The sequence below is a fragment of the Methylophilus sp. 5 genome (assembly GCF_000515275.1).
Taxonomy (GTDB): Bacteria; Pseudomonadota; Gammaproteobacteria; order Burkholderiales; family Methylophilaceae; genus Methylophilus.
Genome location: NZ_KI911560.1, coordinates 2868746 through 2888962 on the forward strand (window position 1 = coordinate 2868746; position 20217 = coordinate 2888962).

The 20217-nt window shown below is 48.8% G+C and carries 12 protein-coding genes; 1 reads left to right on the forward strand and 11 read right to left on the reverse strand.

Translation table 11 applies throughout. The features are described from left to right. Position 1 precedes the first annotated feature (1 nt). Positions 2-3052 carry an efflux RND transporter permease subunit gene (locus METH5_RS0113900; RefSeq protein WP_029149076.1) on the forward strand — a complete coding sequence of 1017 codons (3051 nt, stop codon included), beginning with the start codon at positions 2-4 and terminating at the stop codon, positions 3050-3052. Positions 3053-3231: 179 nt separating this feature from the next. Here the strand turns inward: METH5_RS0113900 and METH5_RS0113905 are convergent, their stop codons facing one another. The 11 genes from METH5_RS0113905 to METH5_RS15110 form a co-directional block, all read right to left on the reverse strand. Next, positions 3232-4050 carry a hypothetical protein gene (locus tag METH5_RS0113905; protein WP_157381524.1) on the reverse strand — a complete coding sequence of 273 codons (819 nt, stop codon included), beginning with the start codon at positions 4048-4050 and terminating at the stop codon, positions 3232-3234. A 592-nt stretch (positions 4051-4642) separates the two neighbouring features. Continuing rightward, complete coding sequence (locus METH5_RS0113910) at positions 4643-5197, reverse strand: Imm42 family immunity protein (RefSeq protein ID WP_029149078.1); 555 nt, start codon at positions 5195-5197, stop codon at positions 4643-4645. A gap of 335 nt (positions 5198-5532) precedes the next feature. Further along, positions 5533-5817, reverse strand: coding sequence for a colicin immunity domain-containing protein (locus METH5_RS0113915; protein WP_029149079.1), 285 nt, complete (start codon positions 5815-5817; stop codon positions 5533-5535). Continuing rightward, a complete protein-coding gene (locus tag METH5_RS15830; protein ID WP_029149080.1) occupies positions 5814-7178 on the reverse strand; it encodes a colicin D domain-containing protein in 1365 nt (454 codons plus the stop codon). Before METH5_RS15830 ends, METH5_RS0113915 begins: the two co-directional genes overlap by 4 nt. 111 nt (positions 7179-7289) lie before the next feature. Next, positions 7290-7601, reverse strand: a complete 312-nt coding sequence (locus METH5_RS0113925) for a hypothetical protein (RefSeq protein WP_157381525.1) — start codon at positions 7599-7601, stop codon at positions 7290-7292. A 3-nt stretch (positions 7602-7604) separates the two neighbouring features. Continuing rightward, the gene (locus tag METH5_RS15100; RefSeq protein ID WP_036307979.1) at positions 7605-10028 is read right to left on the reverse strand and encodes a hemagglutinin repeat-containing protein; all 2424 of its coding nucleotides are present in this window, start codon (positions 10026-10028) and stop codon (positions 7605-7607) included. A 44-nt stretch (positions 10029-10072) separates the two neighbouring features. Further along, positions 10073-10480 carry a hypothetical protein gene (locus tag METH5_RS0113935; protein WP_029149082.1) on the reverse strand — a complete coding sequence of 136 codons (408 nt, stop codon included), beginning with the start codon at positions 10478-10480 and terminating at the stop codon, positions 10073-10075. A gap of 7 nt (positions 10481-10487) precedes the next feature. Beyond that, complete coding sequence (locus METH5_RS15835) at positions 10488-12590, reverse strand: DNA/RNA non-specific endonuclease (protein ID WP_029149083.1); 2103 nt, start codon at positions 12588-12590, stop codon at positions 10488-10490. Positions 12591-12667: 77 nt separating this feature from the next. Next, on the reverse strand, positions 12668-13024 hold the full coding sequence (locus tag METH5_RS15700) for a hypothetical protein (RefSeq protein WP_157381527.1): 357 nt from the start codon (positions 13022-13024) through the stop codon (positions 12668-12670). Positions 13025-13364: 340 nt separating this feature from the next. Beyond that, positions 13365-13757 carry a hypothetical protein gene (locus METH5_RS15105; RefSeq protein ID WP_051412975.1) on the reverse strand — a complete coding sequence of 131 codons (393 nt, stop codon included), beginning with the start codon at positions 13755-13757 and terminating at the stop codon, positions 13365-13367. After that, the gene (locus METH5_RS15110; protein WP_036307982.1) at positions 13754-20206 is read right to left on the reverse strand and encodes a hemagglutinin repeat-containing protein; all 6453 of its coding nucleotides are present in this window, start codon (positions 20204-20206) and stop codon (positions 13754-13756) included. Before METH5_RS15110 ends, METH5_RS15105 begins: the two co-directional genes overlap by 4 nt. Between the last annotated feature and the right edge of the window lie 11 nt (positions 20207-20217).

A 20217-nucleotide genomic window follows, 5' to 3' on the forward strand; every position in this document is an offset into this window, starting at 1 on the left:
TATGTTGAAAAGATTTACCATGCGCGCCATTCGGGCCCGCTACCTGGTTATCGTGCTGGCAGCATTGCTCATGCTGGCAGGGTTTAAAACTATCCCTAATACCGCGATGGATGTCTTCCCGGAGTTTGCACCAGTCAAGGTCGAAATTCAGACCGAGGTGCCCGGACTCTCCAGTGTCGAGACCGAGCAACTGGTTTCCATCCCGATTGAGCATGCCATGAACGGCATCCCGCATATGAAAACCCTGCGCTCAAAGTCGGTGCTTGGTTTATCTTCGGTCGTCATGTTGTTTGACCAGGGCACATCATTGGCCGAAGCCAGGCAGTCGGTACAAGAGAGGCTGCTACTGGCTAGGCAACGTTTACCTGCCATCGCCAAGCCACCCGTCATGTTGCCACCGCTATCGTCTATGTCACGCGTGCTAAAAATAGGCTTAAGCAGCAAAGAGCATAGTATTGCAGAACTCAGTACCCAGGCATTGTGGACCATACGCCCGCGCCTGATGGCCATCCCAGGCGTTGCCAATGTGGCAATGTGGGGCCTGCGCGACCAGGAGTTGCAAGTGCGCTTTGATGCCACCAAACTGGCACAACATCAACTCACAGCCACCCAGGTGGGCCAGCGTCTGGCATCGGCCATCCGCCCGGACAGCGGCGGTTATCTGGATACGGCGCAACAACGCCTGGTCGTTGCCTATGACCGGCCGACACTGGATAAAGAAGACTACCTGCAGATGACGGTGGGCTATAGCAACGGTATTCCGGTCAAGCTAGGCCAAGTTGCCGACATAGACTGGGGCCATGCCTTGCCGATTGGCGATGCGGTGATTAACCAGGGCGATGGCCTGCTGCTGATTGTAGAAAAACAGCCGGATGCCAATACGCTGACGGTTACGCAGCAGATTGACCGCGCACTGGCAGAACTCAAACCTGCCCTGCATGGCGTGCAGGTCGATGCGTCTATCTTCAGGCCCGCGACCTTTATTGAGCAGGCACTACAGCACTTAAAACAGGCGCTGGTGCTCGGCATCGGCCTGGTCGCCATCATCCTGTTCTTGTTTTTGCGTAACCCCCGCGCGGCCCTGATTAGCCTGGTGGCTATTCCCTTGTCATTAGTCACCGCTATTTTGCTGTTAACCTGGCTCAACGTCAGCATCAATACCATGGTGCTGGCCGGGCTGGTGATTGCGCTGGGCGAAGTGGTGGATGACTCGATTATCGACCTGGAAAACATTTTGCGCGCCATGACGCTGAACCAGCAACTGGCGCAACCTAAACCGATCATCAAGGTGATTGCACAAGCCTCGTATGAAGTGCGTGGCTCGGTCATCTACGCCACGCTGATTGTGATGTCGGTATTTATTCCGGTGTTTTTTCTGCAGGGCATCGCAGGGGCCTTCTTTAAACCACTGGCGTATGGCTATTTGCTGGCGATTTCAGCCTCTTTGCTGGTGGCACTCATCGTCACGCCCGTGCTGGCTTATTGTTTTCTTAAACAAAACCACAGCCCGTCAGAGCGTGCGTCTAGCTTACCAGCACGTGTTGAAAAATGGCTGCAACGAGGCCTGGAAAAACCAAAACACATCATTGCCGGTGGCGGCCTGTTTTTATGTGGCATGCTGGCTAGCCTGCCTTTTTTAGGCACTGAATTCTTGCCTGCCTTTAAAGAAACTGACTTTTTAATGCACTTTGTTGAACGCCCGGGCACGTCTATTGCGCAGATGAAAGCCATGACGCTGCGTGCCAGCCATGAACTGATGCAGATTGAAGGCGTACGTAACCTCGGCTCACATATTGGCCGCGCCGAAGTGGCAGATGAAGTAGTCGGCCCCAACTTTGGCGAGCTCTGGGTCAGCATTTCACCCACGGCGGACTATGCAGCCACCATGCAGAAAATCAACCAGACCATTGCAGGTTATGCGGGCATTTTTACCGACGTGCAAACCTACCTTAAAGAGCGGACCAAAGAAGTGATGTCTGGCAACAGCGCCAGCATCGTGATTCGTTTATTCGGCAATGATCTCGACGACTTACGCACCCAAGCTGAGCGTATCCGCTTATCTATTGCCGATATTGACGGCTTGATCGACCTCAAAGTCGAGTCACAGGTATTGATTCCACGTATTCATGTGCGCCTAAAAACAGCGGCCGCTGACCGTTACGGCATCACAGAGGCTGAGATTAAACAGTCACTGGCGCTGATGACTCAAGGCCAGGTGCAGGGTGAAATTTATGTTGGCCAAACCCGCTTTAATGTGCGTTTAATCAGCCACACCCCCGCGCAAGACAGCGTGCAGGCACTCAGGCAGATCCCAATTCAGAGCAGCACAGGCGCAATTTTGGCCTTGGCAGACATTGCAGATGTTTACGTACAGCCGACACCCAATGAAATCAAACGCGAAGGCGCTTCGAGAAAAATTGATATTGCAGCCAACGTCGCTGGCAAAGATATTGGCAGCGTTGCCCAAGCGGTAGAAGCGCGCGTGCAACAGCTAGACTTGCCTGACGGCTATTACGTCAAATTCATGGGCGAATACACCGAGCAAAAAACAGCCAGCCTGACACTGGCGATGTACACCCTGCTCGCCTTACTCGTCGTGTTTTTACTGATATTGATGAGCCTAAAATCACTGCAGCTAACCACCATCTTGTTCGCCGTGCTCCCGGTTGCTGTGGCAGGCGGACTCATTGGCATCTGGCTCATTGGCGGCACCCTGTCACTGGGCGCCATGATCGGCCTCATCGCAGTCATGGGCATCGCCGCTCGCAACGGCATCTTATTAATCTCGCGCTACCAGCAATTGCGTCTCACCGGCGACAATACGACACCTCGCTTATTAATCACCGCCGTCTCAGACCGCTTCCGGGCCATCAGCATGACCACGCTGGCCACCAGCATGGCCTTGCTACCGATTATTGTGGCAGGCCCGGTGTCAGGCTATGAAATTGAACACCCGTTGGCGGTCGTGATTTTTTGCGGATTATTATCAGCGATGGTCGTCAACCTGGTGCTCTTACCTACGCTGATCCTGTTATTTCACACAGATTGCTAGAGCACGTAACAGCTGTCACAAAAAGAAAAAGCTGTGTGTAAACACAGCTTTTTTATTGCCCGAAGCGCAGATTAACGGTTATTGATATCCGCGAATAAATGCGGACGCAGTGGGGTAAACCTGCATGCAACGTACTGCGTTTAGCGCAAGCATCAGCCTAATATGACAGGCTCCTCTGACTAATTTGCAAGTAACGCTCTTAATTCAGCCACAACTTTTACTTGGCATTCAATCAACACCTTATCGAATGCTTGCTTTACTTGTCTATAATCATCCTCAGCCCATTGAGCTTGAGTAAACAGCTGTTGAGATATCTGGCTACAGTCAACTTGATTGGGTGCGCCACCAAAAAACCAACCTTCACCAGGTTTGTAAACAATCAACTGCGTATACAACCGATATTGAGCAGGCTTTTCTGATGAATCCTGCAGATTTTCGTAAATTAACCTGGTTAGCCCATTAGAAACAATCAAAGGCTTTTTAAAGGTTTGGGTGCTCAAAACGGTGTCTTTCGCAATGGCTTCATTAATGCTGCTACTCACCGTTTGAATATACTTAGTCGCGATAGGGTTTACTAAGTTAGTACGATTTTGCAAAGTGTTTTCGTCAATTTTATCGCCTTGCAAATCAGTTTTCCCAAAGCCAGAAAAGCCAACTACGCCTAAAGGCAACAACAATACATTTAAACCAACCTGTTTCAGCAACTCCTTGCCAGTGTTAGAAGGCTTGATAATACGCACTTCGTCTAATTCATTTTTCAAAACGCTGCCACTAGGGCTATATTGACTATAGATTATTTTAATTTTCTCTATCTGGACTGATGCAGCTGGAATATCATTTGTTGCTTGTGGCGTAAGCCTTGGTGGCGGCACTGCATCGCTGATAGCACTATTTTCAACAGAAGTAGGCGGTTGTATAGTGACATCTTGTGCATATATGGAAGTTGAAATGACAATCCATAGTAACCCGATTGTTGTTAAACTTTTACTCGGTTTCATAGTACCTATTCGATATGTTTAAAAATTAAAAATTGTTTTTTGATTTATTGACGTTTCACCATGACCTTGCTATTTGCTTTCACCTTATATGTGTTGGTATTGGCAATTACCAAGTGCCTGCACCATCCTCTTTCCAAACAGCGAAATAGAAGTAAGTGACGTAGAGACTAAGGTAACCCCAAGCACCGCCAGCTTGCATGGCTAGCAGCAAGCTGGCTGCATAGCCACATAAGTTCGAGGCTGGGGATGAGACAAGACAGTGAGTAGCGGCCTTGCCAATTGAAATGCACCACGCATACCAAAATCAACATCTATTAAAAACAATAATATATTAACATTTATTAACATTAACAGCCAACCTTTACATGCGAGAGCAGCGTGACTCTCGCATGTAAATTTGGGGATACTTGGGGTCGAATACTTGGGGAAGCTCAGAGTAACTTTACTTTTACTCTGAGCCCACAATTGAAACCAGACTTTTTGGTTTTGCGGTATTGCTCACTGTCTAGGGTAGCTTTACCTGCGATTGTCCAACAGCTCTGACCCCGACGATCAATTATTAACTACAATTATTTTCAAAGGTCGGTTGCTTTTAGACATTCAAACTCTTGGGGTCTGGCAGGCTACGAAGCACTTTTTCTACAGTGTCGCGAGGAAGGATTTTTTCAAAAACGGTTTTACCTGCATCTTTACTGTAGATTAAGCGCTCTTCTTCGCCAGCGCCGAATAGGAAAAAGCGCCAGCCATAGTTTGATAGTTCGCCGTATGATTTAATCTCAATACCAAAGGGTATATTTGTAACTTTCTTATCATAGTCATCAATCTGGCCTGACAACTCTTTATCTTCCGGGAACTCATTCAAAGCATGTATCAGCTCCATCTCTATATAAGAATAATAGTTTCTGGTAGCGCATGCTTGAATGTAAGCATTATCTTTACCCAAGTTGGTTTCAACTAACCCTTGAGCCTCAATGTCTTCAATAGTTCTTTTTAAGTAAGCAATCATACAATCGAGTGTCCAATTTGACCCTCTGTGAATTAGCAGTTCATCATCAATGACGATGTTGAAAAAACCGAATACAAAATGGCTATCGTCCTGCCTTTCTAGCACCTCAAACGTAATTCCAAACTCCCAAGTACCAAACATTACTTCACTCCTAAACTACGTAGCTCTTTTGATAACCCTGCTTGGCGTAACTCGTCAATAGTAATAGGTACGCGAGTATCACCAATACTGCCGCTCCAATGATAAACGCCATTATTATTATCAAAAAACTGGTGAATAAATCAATGGGGTCAAATGAGGGTTACCCCAGAGTAAAAAGAGGAATACTTCACTTTTACTCTGACCCCAAAACTATGCTCTGACTACCAATAGATTTGTTGGAGCAAGCATTTAGTTCACTACAGCCTTGAACTAGCGAGTTAACCAATAGGAGTTAATAATGGCGAGATAAACATTATTTGCTTGTGATCTTGTTATTACTCCAAATATCGAAGCTTTTCTGATAAAGCAACTGCCTTAAATCTAAGATCTTGATCTGTAATGTAAAATTCTGGATCACTGTTGTATATATCTTGATTATCGGTATAACTGTTTGCCTCACCAAACATCTCTTCTAGCAAATCGTATAATTTACCAAAAAGACGGCCATCCCCCTTCATTTTGTGTAGATAACCTAAGCTAAACTCATTAGCAGTGATCTCACCTTTTAAAAAACAATCAATGAGTTGCAAATACTCACCTTTAATATCCTCAGTGGTCATAATTTACCTCTTTCAAGTACGTTTTTTAGTTGAGCGGGTGATAGTTTCCAACCTGAAAGAAAATTTCCATTAGCGTCCTTGATAACATTCAATCCTGTGTTGGCGTCAACAAAATGAGTTACTGGGTTTCCTCTATATGAGCCATTTACTACTTTGGTATTTTGTGAGGTCAAATGCTGATTCACAGCATCCTGAAACTGCTTAATGGTTGTATTGTTCGTGTTCCCTAAGACACCAAAATCTGCACCATGCCCCCTATCCAAAGAATGTTGCAGATTAGCTCGCATGAAGTTAATAGACTTATTTGCCTCATCCAATTTCTCCGCCGCCTTAGCAGCATCACCTGTCTCAGAAAGTAGTTTAGCTTCTTTTACCAGTGTCTTGGCAGCATCTCCAGCAGGCCCAAGCGCACCAATAATCGCTAAAGTATAATCAAATGGACTTTCCGCCTGTGCAAAGCCAGTAACATCACCGACTACCGGAATCAAACTAATGGCAATATCAGTTAGTTGCTGTGGTGGAGCCGCTTTTTGTGCATTTTCGCCAAACTGTGCGACGACACGTCCGAAACCAATTGTATAGAAATTTTCGACCAGATAGGCCTTCGCGGCAGGATCTAAATTGAGTTGTGCTGCACATGCTTCTGGCGAGAGGTTGACGCAAGCGTTTAACAAGTCTCGATTTCTCAGTTTATCCAGCAGCTCAAGTTTGGTTGCGTTATTGCAGGCGTCTTGATTTCCCGTTTTACAATCTGCACTATATTTAGAACGGTCCAGTTTTTCTTGGTGTTTTAACCAGTTATTCGCCACCGCATTCTGCGTCACCATGCCTGCGTTGATGGTTTGGGCAATGTCTCCGCCCGTAGCACTTGTAAGCGCGGCACTGATGATGGTGTTGGCGGCTTTAAACGCTTCTTCGTTTTTGATTCTGCCGCTGGCGTCTTTTTCAAACGCTTTTTGTAGTGCTTGTGGCAAGAGGTCGCCTAAGGCGCCTGCGGCAGCACCCGTTTGCCAGCCTGTGCCTAGCAAGGTCGTAACGGCTGCACCGAGCACGGCATGAGCAGCGACCTTACTTGTACCATCCAAGGTATCGCCTATCCATTTGGCTGCTTGTGCGGCAACTGGCTGGATGATGAGTTGACCAGCCAGTTGTATAAACTCTAGCTGCTCTTGTACTTTTTGTTGGTTAAACGGGTTATCTATGCTGCCGTTGGCGTGTTGGGTATCGCGATTGAGGGTGGCGATGGTTTGCTGGGCATCTTTATCGGTGGTGCTTTGTTGCTTGGTATTGTCAGTGATGGTGACAGCGCCTGTGGCAATCGCACTCTTTGTGGTGCCTTCGGCGTGACCGCTGCCTGCCACGCACACGCAGGGGTCAGGTCTTGCAATCCAACATAGCAATGGAAATACTGAAATGCAAGACCTGACCCTAAGTTTTCGCTTTCGGGCTTGTTCACAATTGCTGACAAGATTTTAAGAACAATGCCTTGCATATAAAACCCCGGCCAATCCACTCAACTCTTTGTGGGACTTACTACGCTCAACAGCCCCTTCAGCAATGACATCAGTAATATCATATCCACGATCAATTGCAGTTGTATAAATTTCATTTGAAACCTCCTCCATCATTTCATAATCTAGCTCTGAGATTTTGTCTTCAAAGTAAAAACGTATCAAAATGACTTTCCTTAAAGGGTCGTAATCGGCTGCTATAGCAATAACAGATTGAGTGATTTGCCCCATCAGCGGGATACGACTAATAGATACTATTTCTTCAATATTCATAAATTACCTTTGTACAGGATTAGCAGGATAAATATGAACTCCATTCTTTCCATAACTTACCCATCCATATTGACTTGGACCAACTAGAACGCCGTTATCCGAGAAGTTGCCAATAGTTTTTCCAAAATCAATCAATACAGTCCCTGGCCGATTTTGGCGAACTATTGTATACGCCCCACTATGTATTCCTGCTAGCAACTCATTTGGGTTCGCAATAAGTGAACTCCTTCCATCAATTAGACTAATATGTCTAGACTGTGCACTAACATTGATATTGTCGGGAATACCCAACGCTTCAACTTGCTTTATTGTTTGCGCAGCCCTAATCTCAGCACCCGCCAACACGCCACCAAGCAACCCAACCGCATTCTCAACCCACATCTGCTTATTAGTCAGAGTAGTCGCAGCATGATCAATTGCCTTATCCGTTTGCCCTGCTGCTTGATAAATAACCGTTGAGGCATAATCCAACGCCCACTGTGGTGAGGTTTCCATCATTGCACGAATACCAGGTGTTGTGTTTCGGTAAACCTCAAACTCTAAAGGCTGCATAATAAATTTTGGCTGCCCACTATTATCGGCGATGGTGTAACTAACAAGATTCCCTTGTGCATCAAAGTTACCAATGACCATTTGGTCAGAAATACCACTGATGGAGGAGTCCAAAGGCCTAGAGCTAGTGCCACTCATCGCTAAAATCGTACTGCATCCTTGGGCTGACGGATTTTTATTACAACTCTGTTTTTCGTTAAGGTAGTTGCTCCAATGCAACTGCCTGTTATTAGTATCCACCACCAAGGCAGCACCTGCCCCTGCTACACCTCCGATAGCACTGCCAATACCCATACTAGTCAGTTGTGCAACGGCTTGACTCACCGTGCTGGCGGTTTCACTGCTAGCACCTGCCTGTGTGAGGCTTTGTGTGACTTTGCTTTGTAGTTGATTGAGCAAGGGCGCAGCGCTGGCGACCGCACCTGCCCCTGCAGCACCGCTCACATCACCTGTGATTAAACCGCCAAGTGCGGTATGCAAGGCAATACGATAAATGCCACCTTCAGCCCATTTGGCAGCTTCGCTGGGGTCTGTGTTTTTGAGTTTGTCGTATTGGCTTTGCGCATAGTCCGCAGCAGCTTTTGGCGCTTGCTGACTAAAGGCCTGCGTGATTTGCACTTGTGCATTGAGTTCACGTTGCACTTTGTCTTGATCAAATATCTGCTTGAGCGTGCCTGCGGTAGCGTTGCCTTGGCTATCCACTGCGTTACCTTCTGCGTTGACTTTGACATCGCGGTTGAGTGTCGCAACAGTAGTTGCGCTGTCTTGGCCGGTGGTTTGCTGCTGGGCTGCATTGTCAGTAATGTTGACTTGCCCACTACTGATGCCGCTAACGGTGACGCTGCTAGTGTCGTCAGATAAGTGACTGCTACCGGCACTGGCCGTGGGGCTGGCTTTAAAGCCACCGCCGTTGGCTTGTTGGATGACGCCAACACCTGCACTTATGCTCATCCCTTTAGCGTCATATTCGGCTTTGTTCTCAATATTGCTAGTAGTGAGTGTGTTGGTGGTGAGGCTGTTTTTATTGTCTTGTATGGCTTTGTCGGTGCTCGCGATGATGGCGCCTTTGAGGTCGGTGTTACCATTCACATTGACCTGAAAACCTTCATCTCCGGCGTAAATACCAGTTTGCTCATGCACACTCGCGTAGTTGCTTTTAGTTTTGCTATCGCTCACGTTTGCGCTGGCGCCCCAACGACCATAGCCAACAGAAGCACTAGCACCCACGCTCTGCTGTTTGTCTTTATAAGCGCTGGTGTCTTGCAGGCTTTCCACATTCAGGTTGCCTTGACCTGAGGTGCCCACATTAGCGATGACTTGCTTGCCTTTGACTTGTGCACCTTTGAGCGTGGTGTCTGTGCCGCTTGCTATGCTGGCCTTGTTACCTGCTTCTACCGTGGTTTCAGTCCAGGTGGTGTCGGTGCCATTCGCTTTGCCTTTGCTGCCACTTGCTCCTGCAGTAAACAATAAACCATCTGTTCCAAAACTCACGCCTACACTGGCGCTACTGCCTTTGTTTTTACTGTTGAGGGTGTCGGTGTTTTGGGCAGCAAGCAGGGTTACCTGATCATCTGCTTTCAGGCTAGCGTCATTACCCGCTTTAATCTGGCTGCCAATCACGGTAATGTCAGATTGTTCACCTGCCCCGGTGGCTGTGATATTGACGTTTTGCCCGGCAGTGACTTGACTGCTTTGTGCAGTGTTGCTGGTTTGGGTTGAGGTACTGCTACTCTTGGAGCTGCCAATCGAAAGGCTGACATTCACGCCGCCCGCTTGCTGGGCAACATTGGCACCTGATTTTGCCATCCCGGCGCTCACGGCGTCATAGGCATTTTTACCAGCCAGGACTGCAGTGCCTGCCGCGAGCGCTTGCATGCGCAGGTTGTCCGTTTCGCTAGCGGTTTGACGCTAAATATTAACTATTTATCCTTGTTTAAATTAGCTAAACCCTGTGCGATTTCGTCACCAGCAATCAGCTCATCTGTTTCTTCATAGTCAGCTGGTTTATTGTAGTCATATTCAATATTAAATTTACCATCAGGATAAAGGGTAAAGGTAAGTCCCCATATACGCTCACCGGTGGTCGCCAAGAGGTTGTCACGGAGGAAAAGGGCAGCATCTAAGCCATCCCAAATCGCACCCGTGTTATCTTCGAATCCGCCTTGTTCCTCTCTGATTCTCTTGCACTCCAACCATTGAGAGCCTTTTGCCATTTTTGAATAAATATGCATTTTACAAACCGCAACATCCCAATCGCGGACTCCAATAAAGGCTTGCAAATACTTAGCTAATGCCATGTAGGCATCTTCGGTAGAATTGATTTGCATTATTTCCTCACTGTTTAAATCTGAATGGCACTGTTTTGCCATCAATAGTCGCCGTCACATTAAACTCACTCGGCCTCACACCGCCGCTTGCTGGATATCCGATGTCAATCTTCACACTCACATCTTTGCCAGCATTCAATGCTTCGCGCAACTGGTTTTCCATCGCTTTCCAATCACCACGATTAAGCGTAGCCGCCTGCGGCACGATATTAATTTTATCACCTGCACCACCCAAACTAGAAGCAATCAAGTGTCCACCCTCATCACCAGCATTGCCACATTTCCCGGTAACACATTGCTGATAAAGATTTCTCTCCATGGTAGTGAGATTTAAATTACCGGTTACCTCTTTCACGCGCCCTGTTGCATCGGTAATGTAGGCATGCCCGTTATCCAATACGTAAGCAGTATTTGTGTCTAGGCTGCTGTTAATGGCTTTATCCCAATTGCCTTTGCTACCAGCACTCACTTGCTTCACTGCATCGACATCTGCTCGACTGAGCAAACTCTTGGCAATGGCCGTTTCTGTGACAGCCGCTTTTTCAGCGACCTTAACGGCCTCTGCGATCTTGCCTGTATTCTTGATGGTTCCAGCGCCGACCAGATTGCTAAGTACCGCACCAGTGACTCTGCCTAATGCAATTGCGTCGCCATTTTCATATGCTGCTGCGATTTGTTCACGTTGAGCAGCGGTAGCGCCATTAATTACTTTTGCAAGCACTTCTGGATCTGTGAGTGCGGCAAGTGAAGCACCTGTATCAACAACAGCCTCTATTGCTTCTTTTTGTGCGGGGCTGCCTTCTCTGGCGTATGCCGCGATAAGGACTGTTTTAATACCATTACCTAATGCAGCAATGCCATCAGCAATTGCATGCACACCACCTTGCAAAACACCTTCTGTAGTATCTAATACAGAAACAAAGGTTTTATCTGCTTGGGTTTGTGTACCAAGTGAGCGCAAATCACTTTCAAAGCCATACCCTCCATTTCTAATGATTTCGGCCTCGGCATAGCGTACTTCTTTGCGCAGACTATTACACTGACTGCTTGTATTGCCTTCACATGCAGCTAATTTTGCATCGCGCTTATCGCTTTCAGCTTTCAACTCATCTCTTTGTTTGCAAGCAATATCGTTACCTTTAGAGCAGGCGGCAACAGCATCCCAATATTTGCCAATTTCTTGATGTTTTAAATAATTGTTTGCCACCGCATTCTGCGTCACCATACCCGCATTGATGGTGTTGGCAATGTCGCCACCCGTAGCACTTGTAAGCGCTGCACTAATGATTGTGTTAGCGGCTTTAAACGCTTCTTCGTTTTTGATTCTGCCGTTTTCGTCTTTCTCAAACGCTTTTTCTAACGCTTGTGGCAGGAGGTCGCCTAAGGCGCCTGCGGCAGCACCCGTTTGCCAGCCTGTGCCTAGCAAGGTCGTAACGGCTGCACCGAGCACGGCATGAGCAGCGACCTTACTTGTACCATCCAGGGTATCGCCTATCCACTTGGCGACTTTTGCGGCAACAGGCTGGATGATGAGTTGACCAGCCAGTTGTAGAAACTCTAGCTGCTCTTGCACTTTTTGTTGGTTAAACGGGTTATCTATACTGCCGTTGGCGTGTTGGGTATCGCGATTGAGGGTGGCGATGGTTTGCTGGGCATCTTTGCCGGTGGTGCTTTGTTGCTTGGCATTGTCGGTAATAGTGACTGTGCCTGCAGCAATCGCACTCTTTGTGGCGCCTTCGGCGTGACCGCTGTCTGCCACGGCCAAGCCACCTATGCCTGCTTGTGCCAAGGTGCCAGCAGGGCTGCCTGCGGGTTGTTGGTCGCCTTGGGTGGCTGGATTCAGACTGAGGTTTTTGCTCACGCCAACACTGCTGGCACTCGCTTTGTAGTCGCCCTGATTGTGCAGGTCTTCTGTGGTGAGCGTGCCGGTGGTGAGGGTGTTTTTACCTTGGGTTTGTGCGGCAAGGCTACTGTCTATCACCGCACCTTTGAGGTGAGTGTTATTGTTAACGTTAATGTTGAAACCACCATCACCGGCAGATACTTTGAGTGAGAGTAAAAAAGGCGATGCTTCAGTTTTACTCTGCCCCCGACGATCAATAGCTGACATGCTCCATCAGATGACTCAGAAGTGACTATCTTTAACAACTCCTCCGCTCTACGTCGAGCAAGTACAAATTGAGGCAACTATGGTGTTCCACAAGCTGGCATGGTTTTCCAATATTCTGTACTGCAAAGCCCAATATAATGATAGCCCTTACGAATCAGGCAACGTTGGTGTTCGGCATTTTGCCTCTTAAAGGCCTGCTGAATGTTTTCACCTTCAACTGCATTTTTCGGATTTCTAGGCACATCGCCATTTTTTTGTCCTCCACACACCTGCCAGTCAGCCAAGCGAACTTCTGAGGAAGTTTCAGACCTTTCCCAATCGTCTATCTGTGTTTTTGGCGGGGGAGGTAATTGCGGGACAAAGCATCCCATACACAGGCAACCAGAAAGAACACAAGTTAAACCAAGCGTTATGGATAGGTTTACTAATCTCATTTAGCGCCTTTCAATAAAATAGAAATTGCTGTCCAAACCTCTGTAGGCAAGAACTCTGCCATTGCAAATGGAGCTGATAGGGGTATTGCCAGTTCGGATACTCTATCTCGAATAAATCGCTCTGTACTGCCCATTCCTCGTTTGGTATTTCCTTGCTCGTCATGTATACACAGGGGGGCAGGTTTTGCAATCCAACATAGCCATGAAAATGCTCAAATGCAAGACCCCACTCTCTTGTTACTTGCCTACGGGGGCTTGGACAGTTATTGTCACCGACTATAAAGATGAGCACGCTGGTGGCGCTATCTGTGCTACCAAGATACAGTCCATAAATTACACTTTATGGATATTGGCAACGTGCATCGCAATATTCCAGATAAGCATAACCTTTATCTCGCATGCATTCGGCCCACCTCATGGTAAGCCGTCCTTCTGCACTTATACTGTTAGTATCATCAGACTGTTTTGCTGCCTGAATTTCTCGAGGTAAAAAATTGACACTTTCATTTCCTTTGGCACCACAAGCTGCAATATCCACTCGCCGACTCTCCTTCGTCATTCTTTCCTTAATCCAGTGTGCACCATAGGGTTTGGGGTTAAAAAGTCTTGCCTGTGAAGCTTTATCACAATAAGTTAATAACCCTAACGGGTCTCCAGTAGCACATGATTTATAACATCCGGTAAGCGTGAAACTAATTAATAAAATTAACAATAGTTCTTCAACACTCCTCATTTTGCGCCTTTTAATAAAATCGAAATAGCTTGCCAAATCTCAGCCGAAAGTAATTCTGATGCGGCAAAAGGTGCAGCCACAGGTATTGCAGAGGTCGTCACTAAATTATCGTAGATTGACTTTTCGCTAGCCGACATGCCTCGCCTGATATTACCTTGTTCATCGTATAAGCCGCTTAAACTGCCGCCTATATAATCATGGCTACCTGCAAAGGACTCAATCAACTTATCTTGCCAGCTACCAGGTTCATAAGGCTTGCCAAACAAAGTACCTTTAACCCCTTGTATTCCGCCAGTTGGCCCTACCATGTTCTGCCCTTCAGAAGTTTCAATAAACTCATTTAAACTCATTATTGAACCATCGGTTTTCTTTGCATTAAATACGACAAATCCTTGTTCATTTAACGCTAGCTTTGGTATGCCTCTCTGATCGAGGATATCATTGCCATTCGCATCTTGTTGCTTAGCACATCTTTCATTCATTTGCCCACATAACATATCTAGGTCGACGCGTGTACCACCCACCTTACTGTCATCACCACGCACACCTGAGCTTTCGGCTGCGATATTATCAAGCGCCTTGTTTTGTGCATCTATGACACCAACAAACTTCTTCGAATCATCAATCATCAGCCGCCGCATTTGATCTGCCGCAGCTGACAAACTCTCTTTAGCAAATGCTGCCCCACCGGTACCTGCAACCGCACCGATTAAAACATTCATTACCTGCTCTTCTATTCGCAACTCCTTAAGTTGTGCCTGAATTGCAGCCTTATCTTCTGCTGTTGTTGCTGCTTTAAGCTGGTTTTGCAAATTTTGGCGCTTTTCCTGCACGTATGTGCCAACCGCCTGATAAGCCTGTTGACTGAATGCCTGCGTGATCTGTACCTGCGCCTGAATCTCCTTGGCTACCTTGTCTGCATCGAATATTGGTGAAATTTTGGCAGCGGTACTGTTCCCCTGACCATCGACAGCATTCCCCTGACCATCGACAGCATTCCCCTGACCATCGACAGCATTCCCCTGACCATCGACAGCATTCCCCTTGTCATCGATATGCACATCACGCTTCAGCAATACAAGCGTGGCAGTCGCATCCTTACCGGATTGGCTTTGCTGTAAAACATTGTCTTTGATAGTAACATCACCACCACTGACAGCAGTGACTGTTTTAGAGGTTGCATCTCCACTGTCTTTACCATAACCCGCACCTGATAGTGTTGGTTTGCCGGTTTGAGAACCCACGCCAACAGAAGCAGCGATTGCTTTGGCATCATATTCCGCTTTGTTATGAATATCGCTGGTTGTGAGTGTGTTAGTGGTCAGGCTGTTTTTATTGTCCTGGATGGCTTTGTCGGTGCTCGCAATAATGGCGCCTTTGAGGTCGGTGTTGCCATTCACATTGACCTGAAAACCTTCATCTCCGGCATAAATGCCTGATTGCTCGTTCACCGAGGCGTAGTCGCTATTAATCTTTTGCTTGCCTGCGCTGACGCTGCCGCCAGTGGGGATGCCGTTACTGCCGAATGAGACAGAGGCGCCGCTGCTGCTTTGTTTGGATTGATAAGTAGCAGTGTCTTGCAGGCTTTCGACATTCAGATTGCCTTGGCCTGAGGTGCCTACATCAGCAACCACTTGTTTAGCTTTGACTTGTGCGCCTTTGAGTGTGGTGTCGGTGCCACTTTGTAATGTGGCTTTATTCCCTGCGCTCACCTGTGTTTCTGTCCAGCTAGTGTCTGCGCCATTCGCTTTACCGCGGCTGCTGTTAAAACTGGCAGTGGGGGTGACTGCGCCGCTACTGCCCAGGCCGACGGAGACACCGACGCTGGCACTGGAGGATTTATTGCTGCTTTGTAGGGTTTGCGTGTTTTTAGCGGCGATCAGGTTGAGTTGATCTTGTGCGCTTAAGCTTAGGTCTTGCCCGGCATTCAACTGACTACCTACAACGGTAAGATCACTTTCGCTGCCTGCGCCAGTGGCGGTGATACGCACATTATTGCCCGCATTCACCTGGCTGGCTTTAGCCACGCTTTGCTGGGTCTGGCTGCTGGATTTAGCGGTGGAGCTACCAATACTAAAGTTGAGACTAATGCCGCCTGCCTGATCAGCAAAATTGCCAGCACTGCCAGTCTTTACAGCATCTGCTGCATTTTTAACACTGAGCGCAGTGGTGGCTGCTGCCAGTGCCTGCATACGCGGGTCGTCCGTTTGACCAGCGGCTTTGCTCATTTGGTCTGTGGTCTGGATTGCTGATACCACGGGATTACTAATCCCTACACTCACCCCACTCTGCTTATACTTCATTTTATCAGTGCGCTGGTAGGTTTCATCAGCAGAGGTGATGTCTACTTTTTGTGCGGTGATGTCAATATCGCCTTGCGGGGCCACTACGTCACTGGCGGTTTGGGTGTAAGCCTTACCTGCTTCGATTGATACATCCCCTTCTACACTGCCAATCGTGCTGCTGCGTTGCGTCGTCTCGGTGATGGTAGTGTTTTGCTTGAGTTTGCTGGAGCCATAGCCAACGCTAGTGCTGCTAGCCGAGAAGCCTGTTTTAGACTGTTTATAATCGTGGGTTTCTTGATGCGTTTCTTGTGCGGCAGTCACAGTCACATTACCCGTAGCACTTAAAGCGACATTTTGGCTGGCGACTAAATCTGAGCCGGTGATATTCAAGTTGCCCGGTGTTTGGGCGTTACCTGCACGCAGGTTAATGCTCTCTGCACTCAAACTTGAGGCGATGGCGGTTTCGTCATGCACGGTATCCCGTCGCTCAGTTTTACTGCTACTCATAAACCCAGACTTTTTGGTTTTGCGGTATTGCTCAGTGTCTAGGGTGGCTTTGCCAGCAGTGATGTCGATGTCGCTGGCTTGTGCACTGATGTTACCTTGATCGCTGGTGACATTGGCCGCGCGCATCTCCAGTTTGTTGCCTGCTTGCAGTTGAATATCGCCAGCCGTGTTGATCTGCGTGCCGACTTCTTCTGTGGTGCTGCGTTTGATGTAGTTTTTAGCGACGCCGGTGCTGGTACTGAGTCCGGTTTGTTGCGTAGTCAGGTCTATATTGTTTCCGGCGGAGAGTGCGGTGAGGCCGTTTTCGCTGCGATTGCTGATGTGTGCAGCATCGAGCCCAATATTGCCTCCAGCCATGGCAACAAGCACGCCATTGGCGCTATCGGTCACATACAGGCCTGCCACACGGTCTATGCCGGTGCGCTCAGAGTAGCCGAGTGCGCCGCGTTGCAAGCCGGTTTGTGCGCTGTTATTGCTATTAAAGGTGGTGCTTTCAATCTTGATGTCATTGCCTGCATTGAGGGCAAGCGCTTGTTGCGCGCTGATGCTGCCGCCCTGGTTGAGGATATCTTGCTGCGCATTGAGGCTGACGGTTTTACCGGTGATTTGGCCTAGCAGGTTTTGGATATTATCGGCTTGGATTGACAGCACTTGCTGCCCCGACAATGTACCGCTATTGATTAACGTATTTTGCCCGGATTGCGCCGTGTTGAGGTTGATATTGAGCGTTTGGCCGGAGATGAGGCTACCGGCATTGCTTAAGTCACCGGCCGTCAAGCGCGTATACACTTGCGGCACCAGCGCTTGCGTGGTGCTGCCGTCTGGCAGTGTCACGTTTTGCGTGACTAACCAGACAATATCACTGGTGAGCTGTGCCACTTGTGCGGCACTCAAGGCCACGCCTGGCACTAGCTGATGGGTATTGGCAAAGGTGACGCCATTGGTCATCAGGGCTTGGTATTGTGCCTGGTCGTTGCTATAGCCTGCCAGAAAGCGCCTGCCGGTGAGCTGGTTAATCTGCTCGCGCACCAGCCGTTGCTCGTAAAACCCATCGCCCAGCCGTTTGGTTTGATAGGCCGGGTCGTAACTGAGTTGGCTCAGCATGTAGTCTGAGCTTAACCATTGCCCATAACTGGCAAAGCGCGGGCTGGTTTCAATCAGGTAACTGGCGCTCGGGTCAGTCTGGCGATAAAGGCTGGCCAAGGAGTTTGCGCGCACGGCATCTGGCTGTTGATTGCCTAAGCTATTGCTATTTAGGCTCGCCACCTGGCCATTGCTGGTGGCGGTGGTATTGGCCAGATACTGCGTGGTTGGTAGCGTGGTGGTAGTCACCGCTGGCGCTGGTCGATAGGGATAACGGTCAATATCGTAATCAAAGCCGCCGCCATCGCCATCGTAGTCATAATAGTAAGCAGTGCCGCTATAGGTCGTGGTGGTGTCACCGGTGATATTGAGGTTGTTTAAACTGCCGCCGCTGTGGGTTAAATCGCCACCCGCGATGATGCGGCTGTCATTATTGGTGACATTGCCAATGAGATTCAGGTGACCACCTGCGATGATGTCAGCAGGTTGGCTGGAAGCAATGCGTGTCTCAGCAGTGGTGCCATGGTAAATATAGCGCCAGTATTCCCTAAAGTTAAACGGCAAATTATAAGTGCTGCCATACCGCCAGGAGATATTCTCGTTGCCAATGCGCCAGGCGGGATAATCTGCACTGTTATATAAGCCACCTTCGCCTCGGGGCGTAAACTGGTCGTAATGGGTGGTGCCTACCTCTACAGACTCCGTCGTCACCCCTGCATTCAGGTTCTGGATAGACGCCATATTGATCAGCATATTGCCATCGGCTTCTATGGTGGCGTCATTATTCATCAGGCTATCGCCCTGGCCAGTGGCGGCGTGCTGTGCATCCAGCGTGCGGCCGATCGCCATATCGCCCAAACTAAAAATCAGGCTCTTGGACTGATTGACCAGAGTCTCGGATATACCGAGGTCTAGGCGCTCGCGGGCCGCAATGGTGGCCGAGCGGCTCACCCCATTCACGGTTTGCGCCAGGTTATTCAGGCGGCGCGCCTGTATCGCCACATGGTCACCCAGAATTTGACCCAGACCTTGATTGGTCAAGGTATCTGCGTTAATAAATGTGTTAATGCCATCAATCAACCCGCTGTTAATCAGCGTATCAACGATATCCAACTCGGTATTGGCACCGCTTAACTCGCCGCTATTGTTTAACTGCCCGGCCTGAATCAGCAGCCTGTTTCCTGCCAGCAGGCTGGTCTGGTTCACAATGCTGCCTTGTGATGTCAATAACAAATCGCCATCGGCCTGCATTAGGCCTGTGGTTTGCAAGTAGTCTTGCTGCAAGTTGGCCGTTAAGTTGCCGCCCGCAAGCACCCTGCCATCACCGGATAATTGATTAGCAATCACATGCATATCCTGCCCGGCAGCCAATAAGGCATTGCTATTACTGATGTGATCAGCATTCACGGTCATTGACGTGGCTGCAGTGATTTTATTCTGGTTGTTTAAATCGCCAGTCTCAATCTGCATGGCAGCCCCTGACAACACCTCGCCAGTGTTTTGCAGGCTATGACTCTTCAGATCCATATTGCCCTGCGCCACGAGGGTATTGTGGTTGCTCAACTGCCCGTTAATATCCATGCTTAACTCACCGGTAGTCGCCGCGATCACGCCCTGGTTATTCACCCCCAAGCCCAACTCAGTGCCTATCAGGTGTATTTTGCCTGCATACATGCCACCCAGCGCGGCGACATCCAGCGCGACCAGTGGTGTGGGCTCATTGCTTGCAGCCACTGAGGTAAGCGTGCCAATATCGCCATTGCTGGCCACATTGACCTGCTGGGTGCCGAGCACAACATTGAGTGTTTTGGCCCACACGCCCGCGTTGGCCACCACGGCGCGACTAATCACATCGGTGTAGTCAACAGCGCTGGTATCGAGGCCTGCGCCCAAAAATTGAATCACGCCGCCGGTGACGCGATAGGCGGTCAAGTCGCCGCCAATAAATACCGGGGCGCCAGTGGTCAGCGTGGCGCGCCAGGCATTAATAAAGCCGCAACCATTGCAGCTGATGCCAGACGGGTTAGCCACGATCACTTGCGCGCGGCTACCGGCCACCTCAATAAAACCATTAAGCAAGCTGGGCTGCGAAGAGTTGACCTCGTTAAGAATGGTGCGCGCCGTGCCTGCACCCAGATTAGGATTACCCTGCACCCAGCCACCCAACTGCGTTTGCACATTAGTGCGGCTATTGTTGAGAATTACGCCATTTTGCATGACATCAAACTGTTGATAGGTATTGTGCGAGAGCCCGTTGTGGTCAGGTGTTTGAATATTCACTAATGGCACGCCATTGGCCGCATTGGTCACTAGCGGTTGGTGGTGCGCAGATGCGCCTGGGTCAGCCACAATATCTGCCTGTGCCGCCACAAACGGCAACATACCGCCAAAGGCCAACAAAGCCCATCGTGCGCTGCGGCTGATTGCTGCCTGCAACGGCGGGTGTGGCAAAGCCTGAATACCCGCTGCTGTTTGGCTACTTTTAAGCTTGCCTCTGCCACTCACGTGCTCGGCCACCACCATCCACACACCACGCAGCTGGTTAAACACAATACGGTAGATTTGTTTGTTCATTGCAATCTCAC